This is a genomic window from Faecalibacillus sp. H12, assembly GCF_013361255.1.
In the GTDB taxonomy this organism is placed as follows: domain Bacteria; phylum Bacillota_I; class Bacilli_A; order Erysipelotrichales; family Coprobacillaceae; genus Faecalibacillus; species Faecalibacillus intestinalis.
This window is the reverse complement of record NZ_JABWDK010000050.1, coordinates 1-10,517: the sequence shown is the minus strand read 5'-3', so window position 1 is coordinate 10,517 and position 10,517 is coordinate 1. Positions and strand designations below refer to the sequence as shown.

Here is a 10,517-nt window from a genome sequence, read left to right as displayed (position 1 = left end):
ATCTAATAATGATAAGTCACAATCTGATTCATAAAAAATTTTTGCCATTTTTAATATCCCCCATTAATTTTTATTACTCGATTTCCTTTTTCGTTACCCATTATACGTCTAATGTTGTCTTATGTCAATAGCGTTGTCTGCTCTCTTTGAACATTTTTTTAACAATCATCAATTATTTCTTTTCTAACTTTAATTGATTGATTGCCCTTAAGATGTGTATACGCATGGCGCTTTTTGCCCCTTCTGCATTTCGATCATTCATAAATTCAATAATCATTTTATTATCTGAGATAATATCTTGATTAGATACATGTTCATATTCGTAAAGAAAAACCCCTTTTTGAATAGATTCCTGTAACACTGGTTCTAATCTTGACATAAATTCATTATGCGTTGCTTGTGCAATAGAACAGTGAAATAACATTTCTTGTTTTGCATAACTTTTTTTATTTGTAATACAGTCTTCAATTTCATTTTTGATTGCATTGATTCTTTCCAATTCTTTATCCGTTGCTCTAAGTGTTGCATAATAAGCAATTTCTGGTTCAAAAATCAAACGGATTTCGTAAAGATCATCTGCTCCCATTTTAACTTCCGGAGGAATATTGAACTTTTCAAAAGTTTGATTATCATAATCTTCTCTAACAAAAGTTCCTTTTCCTCTTTTAATTTCTAAAACATGTCGTGTTACTAAAATACGTATCGCTTCTCTTAATGTAATACGACTAACTCCTAATTCTTTAGATAATTCAATCTCATTAGGAAGTTTATCTCCTGGTAAATATTTCTTTTCAACGACGATCATCGAAAGGAGCATCTCAGCAATATCATCCGATAACCTTTTTTTCTTATCCATAGTTTCCCTCGATTCCTTAAATTACTTGAAATTCTATCACAAAAATAATAATTATGCTATGACCTTTTGTCCATACACCTTTTTTTATTTATCATATATTACATTGAAAGGAGGTTATTTATGGACCCTGTAACAATCGCAAATGAAGCCACATTGATCTATGACAACATTACTAAAAACTCAAATGCTGTTGTCACACGTATTTTAAGTTTGTATGATTTAACAGCAACAAAAGAAGCGTTACTTGATAGTTATACACCTGGTCAAACCATCACTTATATTACGCGTGTAGAAAATACAGGTAGTGCTTCTCTTTATAATCTTACAATTGTAGATGATCTAGCAAACGGTACACTTCAATACATTGATACAAGTATTGAAGGTTATTTAAATGGTTCACCAATTGAAGTAGATGTACAAAAAACAGCAAATACAGTCACTTTTAAAATAGATAATGTGCTTAATCCTAATGACAATGTTTTAATTATATTTGAAACAACAACACCTACGACAAATCCTGAACAAATTACCAATACCCAAACAATTACAGCTAATGGTGGTTCAACAACAGGACCAATTGTCACTGCTAAACCAAATCCTAGTGCAACTGTCACGCTAGCAAATTATGTGACTCTAGATATTACGAAAGAAGTTGATAAAACAAGTATTTATAGTGGTGAATCTCTTGTTTACACTTTCAAAATTGTAAATAGAGGTAATGAAACAGCGACAAATGTTACTTTCAATGATATCTTCCCAACAGGATACAAAATCAATAGTATTATTTTAAAAACACCTGACTCTCCTGATCCGATTATTTATGATCCAGGAACTTATGTGCAATTTACAACACTTAGAATTGATAATCTTGTTATTCCTGTAGGAACAAGTACTCTTACTGTTACTGGTATTTATACAAGTTAAAAATGGATGCTTCGGCATCCATTTTTAATCATATAATTGGAAATTTAAATGATAGACAAGAGAATCAAACATTTTTGTATTAAATCCATAAGCAATACAATCATCTACTTCTCCATCCCAATCATTATTTAATTGATCTAAAACATCTTGTGCTTTTTCTTTTGTTATTTGACAAGTCGCAAAGAATTCAACAGCATCTTTTTCCATTTGTGATTCTTTGTAAGGAGATACTGAAAAATCAGGATAGACTTCTAATAATTCCTCTTTTACTTTTTGATAATCTTCTTCTTTTGAACTTGATATAACAACATATAATGTTCCTAACATTATTTCATCATCCTTTCTTTAAACTTTGATATATTTTCAAAATCATCATTTTGTCTTTTTTCTATATCATGATATAACTTACTTACCTTAAATGCAATCATGATAAAATAAAGAATAAGCATTACAATTAAAATGACAAACCACATAAAAATAAGCCAACCCATATTACATAACTCCTTTATCTAATTGATGTAAATCTTTATGATAAAAAATATAAAGCATGATTGCAGCAGCAGTCCAAGCAAGAACCTCTGCTAAATATATTCCATAAACACCCATATAATGCGGTAAAATAAGTGCTGCTGATACTCTCGTAATTAACTCAACAATTCCTGATACCATTGGAATAATCGTATTTTCCATCCCTTGAAGAGCACTTCTATAAGAATATAAAATATATAAAACTGGTAAACAAACAGCCATTGTAAATAAATAATCATAAGCATATTTTAAAACAATTTGTGTTTGTTTTGGTGTCGTAGATATAAAAAGTAATAATACTTTTTTACCAAAGAATAGAATAACGATCATAATAACAATGGAAATAAAAACAGATAAAATGTTTGCTTGAAAAACACCGGATTTCATTCTTTGATATTTTTTAGCTCCATAGTTTTGTGAAACAAAGGTTGTAATTGCATAACCAAAGGATATAGCAACAACTTCTAATATTCCATAGAGTTTATTTGTTGCTGTATAACCAGCAATAAATAAGAAACCAAAGCCATTAACTACAGATTGTAAAACAATTCCACCAAAAGCAATAATCAAGTTTTGAAAAGCTAATGGTAAACCTAATTTAATGAGTTGATAAATAAGTTTTTGATCTATTTGAAAACTTTCTTTTTTAATTTTAAAGGGTAATTCTTTTCTTATTTTAAAATAACAAAAAGTAGCTGCAAATAATTGTGAAATCAATGTTGCTATTGCTGCACCAGCAATTCCTTGATGAAAGATACAAACAAATAATAAATCGAGTATAACGTTTAAACAAGCAGCAATGAGCATTGCAATAAGCGGTGTACGACTATCTCCTATAGCTCTTAAAATACTTGAAAAACAGTTATAAAAGATCACAATTAAGGCTCCACCAGACATGATTCTTAAATAGGTAATAGATCCTTGAATTGTATGACTTGGTGTATTTAATAGTTTTAATAAAGGTTCGATAATTATTTGTGAAAAAATGATAACTAAAATTGCTATTACAAAACATGAAAGATAGGACATCGCAATTGATTTTTCCATTCCTTTTTCATCATTAGCCCCTAAACAATTAGATACACGAATTGAAAATCCTTGTGTAAAGCCCATTAAAAGTCCTAAAATAGCCCAGTTGATCCAATCTGCTCCACCAATAGAAGCTAATGCATCAACACCTACAAAACGCCCTACAATCATGGTATCTACCATGATATAAAGTTGTTGTAAAAAATTACCGAACATTAAAGGTAAAGCAAAGAAAAAGATAAGTTTTAAAGGATGACCTGTGGTTAAATTTTTCATAAATTCCCTCCATAGATTTAATTATTAAGAGTTTTTAATATAAAGTCAATCATATTATTTTTTTATTTTTTGATTTTAGGTTATAATGTATAGAGGTTAAAGGAGAGAGTAGTATGGCTAATTGTAATCATGATTGTAATTCATGTAAAAGTACATGTTCAAAAAAAGATTTTTTAGCACCAATGAATGCACATTCTCATGTAAAAAAAGTGATTGGTGTTGTAAGTGGTAAAGGAGGCGTTGGAAAGTCTTCAGTAACTTCATTATTGGCGCTTGCTAAACAAAGAGAAGGATATAAAGTAGCTATTCTAGATGGTGATATTACAGGACCTTCTATAGGACGTATTTTTGGCGTAGAAAACAAACAAGTTTTATCTAATGGTAAAGAATTCACACCTGTTGAAAGTAGTCAAGGAATTAAAATTATGTCTACGAATTTATTATTAGAATCAAATGACACACCAGTTATTTGGCGTGGTCCCGTACTTGCAGGAATGATCAAACAATTCTGGTCTGATGTAATGTGGGGAGATGTTGATTATATGTTTGTTGATATGCCTCCAGGAACAGGAGATGTTCCACTTACAGTTTTTCAATCACTTCCATTAGATGGTATAATCATTGTGACAAGTCCTCAAGAACTTGTAGGGATGATTGTAAGCAAAGCTGTTAATATGGCTAAAAAAATGGATGTCGATATTATTGGTATCGTTGAAAATATGTCTTATGTTAAATGTCCTGATTGTGATAAGAAAATTTATATGTTTGGTAAGAGTCATAGCCAAGAAGTGGCTGATCGTTATCAACTTCCATTACTTGGTCAATTACCTATTGATAGTGAATTGACTCAATTATCTGATCAAGGTTATGTTGAAAATTATCATTCTGATTGGTTTGATGAGTTTTCTCAAAAAGTAAAAGATATTTAAAAAAGCACTCACGTGCTTTTTTAATTTAGTGGTTCATTATTACGATTCATGAAGTCTTTTACGGCATCATTTAAAACATCATTTAAATATCTACTAAATTCATCTTTATCTTCTACATTAGATAATTGAATAGGCATGTTTACAACACCAACATGAACATTTTCATCAGCCATAAGTTTTTCAATATCACCTGATTGTCCAAACATTTTTGATGCTGCTTGCATTGTTTTACAATGTGACATTGTCGCATAATATATATAATCTTCAATTGTTTCCATTCCAGCAACATCTTGAATTTGTTTAAATTGTTCTTCTAATAATTCCATTTCTTCATCATCAAATTCTAAAACAACTTGTTTCATCTCAATCACCTCATATTTCGTGTAATATATTATCACAAACTTTAAAAAAAGATAGTCTTTTTATTATTTATTTCTAACAAGAAATAAACTTATAGATCTAAAAAATCCCAATGTTAAAACATTGAAAACAGTGATCCAATCTCCATATTTAGGATAAACCTTTTTTATAATTTGATGTGAAATATAAATATTCATAATAAAAGAAAGTAAAATACATCCTAAAAATAATAAAAAGATAATTGTATCTAATGACCCTAATTGAGCATTTAAAGAGAGATAAAAAAGAATTGTTCCCATAATTTCAATCATCATTAAAAATAATCCTTCCTTTTCCAATGCTACTTCTTTTCCTAGAAGATATTTACTGTAATAAGGAATACATGATTTCTTTGAATGTGTTTTATTATAAAGAAAAAGACTTTCAAAAATATAATTTTCAACAAGATAAAAGATGCTGATAAAGATCAAAAAAAGATATAACGCATAAAAAGACATAAATAAACCTAAAACTACTAACACACTTATTCCTCCCATAATCTTACCTCCTAAAAAATAAATTCATAAACAATGCCAAAGATTTCTCTTACAAAATATGTAGGAAATAACCACCAAGCAGTACGAGCACTTATAGCATAACTTTTGATATTTAATCGACGAGCTATTGTTTGTGCACGATATTCATGAAATTCATTTGTAATAATCGTGATTGCTTTAGGTAAATTTTCTTTTTTAATTAATTGATAAGAAAACAATATATTTTCTCTTGTAGAAGTAGACTTATCTTCTTGATATAAGCGATGAGGATCAATTCCTTTACTTACAAGATATTGATACATACATTTAGCTTCTGATATTTCTTCATTAGCACCTTGTCCACCTGATAGAATACATTGTAATTTAGGATTTTCATTTAAATATTGATATGTTTTATCAAGTCTCTCTTTTAATGCAAGACTTGGTTTTTTATTTTTAACACGACATCCTAAAACAACAACTGTTGTTTCTTCTTGAGGTAATATATTCATATTTGTAAGTATTTTATAAGAACACGTAGAAATAATTGCTAAAAGGATGATTATGAAAGATAATATTATTTTAGAAAAAATCAAATGATGTAATGGCTTATTAAAAAAGATAATAAGGAAACAACCTAAAGAAACTATCATTCCTGCTATATTTCCAATATTTAAGATTCCTTTTAATAAAAAAGGAAGTAAAAAAATAATAAAACTTATGATAAAAAATATCAGTAATAAATATTTTATAATTTTCATTGTTTCACCTACTTGGATTCATTCTAACAAAAAATAGAGATTTTGACATCTCTATTTAAAATATTGATCTATTTTATTTTTATTTAGTTCTTCACCGATAACAATTATGACATCTTGCCCTTGATTGATTTCTTGTATAGAGGTATTTTCTTGAGTCATATTGATTTCATACCAGTGTTTTTCTTTTTGATAAAAACCTTTAACTCTCATGACATGACCACAATCTTGATCTTTAAATATATGATTTATTTTTTGAATAAATTCATCTTGATTGAATCTATTATTCATATAATAAAGAGATTGAAAAGCATCATTTTGGTTAAACCATAATTTTTCAATATAATCATTTGTATATTGACTATTTAATAATTCTTGATAATCTTCTTGGGTCATTTCATCCCATTTTTTAATTTTTAATCTTTCTTGTAGAAGAGGTTTTCCATGAAATAAAGCAAGTGCATCATTCATTTGTTGAATTGTTTCTACAATTCTTTCTTTACTTGTAGTATCTACTTTACTTAAAATAATTTTTCCTGCACTTACAATTTGGCTTGCAAGTAAATAAGAAGCTTCTTTAGATAAATTTTTTTCTAATGAGGCATCTACAATTGCAAATACATTTCCTATTTCATACCAATTTGTAAGAGGTTCTTCATGTAAAACATCAAAAAATTCTTCTACATCAAAAATACCTGATGGTTCTACCAAAACACGATCAAAGTCTCTCATTCCCATAGATATCAATTTTGTCTTAAAACGTCTTTGATGACAATCCTTATCACAAGCTCCTGCTACCATTTCTAATTCACAATTTTCTGATTCTAAATCTTGTAATAACATCATATCAACATTAACTGCACCAAAATCGTTTTCAATAATTCCAATTCTATATCCTTGATCAATTAAATATTGAGCATATTTTTTTATGAAAGTTGTTTTACCAGATCCTAAAAAACCTGTTATTAAATCTACTTTTACCATAATCTTCACTCCTTGGTTTTATTATATATCTAAAGAAAAAAAAGTCTAATAGAAAGACTTTTTAATCTGTTCTTAACGCTGTTACAGGATCTTCTTTCGCTGCTTTTTTAGAAGGAACAATTCCTCCAAGTAGAGTTAAAATCACACTTAAAATAATTAAAACAATTCCTGCAACTGGTGGTAAAGAAGCATTAACAGCTGTTGTATCTGCAATATTGTGAATAACAATATTAGCTGGGATAAGAGCGAGTAATGTAATAATAATTCCAATAAGACCTGCAAACAATCCAATAATAAATGTTTCAGCATTGAATACTTGCGAAATATTACGTTTAGAAGCCCCTATGGCTCTTAATATACCAATTTCTTTTTTACGTTCTAAAACACTAATATACGTAATAACACCTATCATAATTGAAGAAACAACCAATGAAATACCTACAAAGGCTACAAGGACATAACTAATGACATTAACAATATCAGTTACCGAAGACATTAATGTTCCTACAAAATCTGTATACGTAATGACTTTGTCTTCTTGATTTGTTTTTTCCATTTTATGATTATACGTATCTAAAAAGTGAATCACTTTTTCTTTGCTTTCAAAGTTTTTAGGATAAATACTAATACTTGCTGGTTTTTTTAAATCAGCATATCCTAATTTCTTTATATTATTATCATATGAATCTTGTTCACTTGTCATCATTGATGAAATAATACTCATAAAATCATTTTCATCACCACTAAAGCTCATTGCTTCTGCAAAAGCATGACTATCAAATTGAAAAGCATTTTCCATTGATGAGCTCATAGACATCATACTTTTTTGAATACCTCTTTGTAGAGAGGATGATAAATTTTGCATAGATGATTGCATATATTGAGACATAATTTGAGAAATTTGTGTTTCTATGTTTGTTGATTGTATAATAGATGTCATTTCTTGAGTTAAAATATTCTTTGCTTCTTGTGAATTTAAATAGCTCATTAAATACTCATTTATTTTTGTAATATCTAAATCATTTGCGCCTAATTGTTTTTTATAATCGTCTAAGACTGCATTGATAATTTGTTGCATTTCATTTTGATCAATACCATCTTCAATATATTTCTTTACTTGTTCTTTTATAACTTGACGTGCATGATCTGTTTGTAAGTAATTTATAAATTCTTGTGTAGCTTGATTAATATTTACTTCTGGATGATTTTTTTCATATTCTAAATAACCATTTAATAAAGAATTAGCTAAATGATCAAGTTGATCACTTGAAACATTAAATTGAATTTGATTAATTATTTGATTCATGTCTAATGTTGGAAGTGATAGATTTGTCAGTTCTTGATTTAAATTCGTAAAATCTAATTGTAAAGCTTGTGTATTGAACTTAAATGCTGATTGCATTTTGTTTTGATCAATTGTAAATAATGAACTTAAATCAAATTGTGAATTTTTTTCTTCAAAAGCATTTCCTGTAAAAATATTCACATTTTTATTTTTTAATTGATCTTGAACAATTTGAGTTGTAGATGACTTTTCTATAATATGTTGTACAAGTGATGATGGATAATAAATTCCTGTTGATAACATGGTCGCTGTTTGATCATCTTTAGGTTGGACAATGCCTACAATTTTTAAATCTTCACCATTTTGAACAAGTTGATTCATATATGTTTGATCATTAGATTTATCTTTATATACATGATATTGTTCATCATATTCATAATAATCCGCCGATTTAACAAGTTTGAATGTTTTATTTAAAATATCTTGATAACTATAATCATCCTCTTTTAATGTCACATCTACATCTTCTTCATTAGCAAACTGTTGTACCATTTGATCTAATTCTGATGAATCTCTTAAACCAAGTGTATAAGCCATCATATCACTTATCTTTCCAGAGGAAGTAAGAACAACAACACATTCATTATATTTTTTTGGCCAATGACCTGCTTTCATATCATATTGCCCACTAAATAAGTTAGTGTTTTTAGGCATGGATTTAAAGACATCTGTAGACATCATGGAAGACATCATATTATTTGAACTTGTGGATGATCCCATTCCTAGGGAACTAAATGTTTTATCAGGATTAACTTGTCTATAAGTATTATCTTGATAGCGATATATTTGTGGTGTCACATTATAAGTATATTCGATTGCATTGGAATAATTTTTTAATTGTTTTTGGTTACTTTGAATATAACTCTTTAATGATTCTAAATCATTTGATCCAATTTTAGAAAACATTGTAGTCATCATATTAGCTACTTGAATATCATTTTTAGAAGATTGTTTTTTATCTTGATTATCATCTACTAATATTGATGACATATCTATACCAGTACTTGTAATTTGTAAAGGATATTCTGACAACGTATCTTCTTCGATTGTTTGAATATACGTATTAACACCATTTGATAAAGATAATATAAGAGCTATTCCTATAATCCCTATAGAACCTGCAAAAGATGTTAAAAAAGTTCTTCCTTTTTTTGTTTTTAAATTATTAAAACTAAGGGATAGTGATGTAAGTAAAGACATAGATGTTTTTCCCATATTACGATGTTGTGGGACAAAACTTTCAACACGATATGGGTTTGTATCATCTAAAATAACTCCATCTTTTAATGTAACAATACGTGTTGCATATTCTTTGGCAAGTTTTGGATTATGAGTAACCATAACAACAAGTCTGTCCTTAGCAACTTCTTTTAATAAATCCATAACTTGTATACTCGTTTCACTATCTAAGGCTCCTGTTGGTTCATCAGCCAATAAAATATCAGGATCATTAACCAATGCTCTTGCAATAGCAACACGTTGCATTTGTCCTCCTGATAACTGATTAGGCTTTTTATGAATTTGTTGTCCTAATCCTACCTTGGTAAGAGCATCAATTGCTTTCTCTCTTCTTTGTGCTTTAGAAATACCAGAAATAGTAAGCGCAAGTTCAACATTGGATAAAATTGTCTGATGTGGAATTAAGTTATAACTTTGGAAAACAAAACCAATTGTGTGATTACGATAAGAATCCCAATCTCGGTCTTTATATTTTTTTGTGGAAATACCATTGATAATTAAGTCTCCACTGTCATATCTATCTAATCCACCAATAATATTTAAAAGTGTGGTTTTACCAGAGCCACTTGGACCTAGTATCGACACAAATTCATTATCTCTTAAATTAAGGCTGACATGATTTAAAGCTTTTTGAATAAAATTTCCCGTTTTATACTGTTTACAGATATCTATTATTTGTAACATCTTTCCCCCTCCATATAGAATAAAATTATCATTTCAATTTGAACTTATTATTAATAGTATGTAAAAACATAAAAAAAAAGAAGGAACTGG

Annotated in this window: 11 protein-coding genes; 2 read left to right on the top strand and 9 right to left on the bottom strand. The window is 28.4% G+C overall.

Annotated features, from left to right (window positions below; all coding sequences use genetic code 11):
• Positions 1-172 precede the first annotated feature (172 nt).
• The gene (locus tag HUU89_RS14055) at positions 173-856 is read right to left on the bottom strand and encodes a FadR/GntR family transcriptional regulator (RefSeq protein WP_175302093.1); all 684 of its coding nucleotides are present in this window, start codon (positions 854-856) and stop codon (positions 173-175) included.
• A 120-nt stretch (positions 857-976) separates the two neighbouring features.
• On the opposite strand from HUU89_RS14055, the gene HUU89_RS14050 reads away from it, so the two are divergent.
• Positions 977-1,780: a DUF11 domain-containing protein gene (locus HUU89_RS14050; protein WP_175302092.1), complete on the top strand. Its 804-nt coding sequence runs from the start codon at positions 977-979 to the stop codon at positions 1,778-1,780.
• Between the two features lie 24 nt (positions 1,781-1,804).
• Here HUU89_RS14050 and HUU89_RS14045 read toward each other — a convergent pair whose 3' ends face one another.
• From HUU89_RS14045 to HUU89_RS14035, 3 genes are read right to left on the bottom strand one after another with little or no spacing between them, the layout of a single operon-like run.
• Positions 1,805-2,107 carry a hypothetical protein gene (locus tag HUU89_RS14045; protein ID WP_175302091.1) on the bottom strand — a complete coding sequence of 101 codons (303 nt, stop codon included), beginning with the start codon at positions 2,105-2,107 and terminating at the stop codon, positions 1,805-1,807.
• On the bottom strand, positions 2,107-2,271 hold the full coding sequence (locus HUU89_RS14040) for a hypothetical protein (RefSeq protein WP_022002562.1): 165 nt from the start codon (positions 2,269-2,271) through the stop codon (positions 2,107-2,109). The genes HUU89_RS14045 and HUU89_RS14040 overlap by 1 nt, the downstream gene beginning before the upstream one ends.
• Position 2,272: 1 nt before the next feature.
• Complete coding sequence (locus HUU89_RS14035; protein WP_119362559.1) at positions 2,273-3,613, bottom strand: MATE family efflux transporter; 1,341 nt, start codon at positions 3,611-3,613, stop codon at positions 2,273-2,275.
• A gap of 113 nt (positions 3,614-3,726) precedes the next feature.
• On the opposite strand from HUU89_RS14035, the gene HUU89_RS14030 reads away from it, so the two are divergent.
• Positions 3,727-4,542: an Mrp/NBP35 family ATP-binding protein gene (locus HUU89_RS14030; RefSeq protein ID WP_022002560.1), complete on the top strand. Its 816-nt coding sequence runs from the start codon at positions 3,727-3,729 to the stop codon at positions 4,540-4,542.
• Positions 4,543-4,562: 20 nt separating this feature from the next.
• Here the strand turns inward: HUU89_RS14030 and HUU89_RS14025 are convergent, their stop codons facing one another.
• The 5 genes from HUU89_RS14025 to HUU89_RS14005 form a co-directional block, all read right to left on the bottom strand.
• Positions 4,563-4,904 (bottom strand): hypothetical protein, encoded by a 342-nt coding sequence (locus tag HUU89_RS14025; RefSeq protein ID WP_022002559.1) that lies wholly within the window; start codon positions 4,902-4,904, stop codon positions 4,563-4,565.
• Between the two features lie 63 nt (positions 4,905-4,967).
• Positions 4,968-5,438, bottom strand: a complete 471-nt coding sequence (locus tag HUU89_RS14020) for a hypothetical protein (protein WP_175302090.1) — start codon at positions 5,436-5,438, stop codon at positions 4,968-4,970.
• 11 nt (positions 5,439-5,449) lie between these two features.
• A complete protein-coding gene (locus tag HUU89_RS14015; protein ID WP_175302089.1) occupies positions 5,450-6,178 on the bottom strand; it encodes a YdcF family protein in 729 nt (242 codons plus the stop codon).
• A 51-nt stretch (positions 6,179-6,229) separates the two neighbouring features.
• Positions 6,230-7,159 (bottom strand): GTP-binding protein, encoded by a 930-nt coding sequence (locus tag HUU89_RS14010; RefSeq protein ID WP_175302088.1) that lies wholly within the window; start codon positions 7,157-7,159, stop codon positions 6,230-6,232.
• A 61-nt stretch (positions 7,160-7,220) separates the two neighbouring features.
• Complete coding sequence (locus HUU89_RS14005; protein WP_175302087.1) at positions 7,221-10,427, bottom strand: ATP-binding cassette domain-containing protein; 3,207 nt, start codon at positions 10,425-10,427, stop codon at positions 7,221-7,223.
• Positions 10,428-10,517 lie beyond the last annotated feature (90 nt).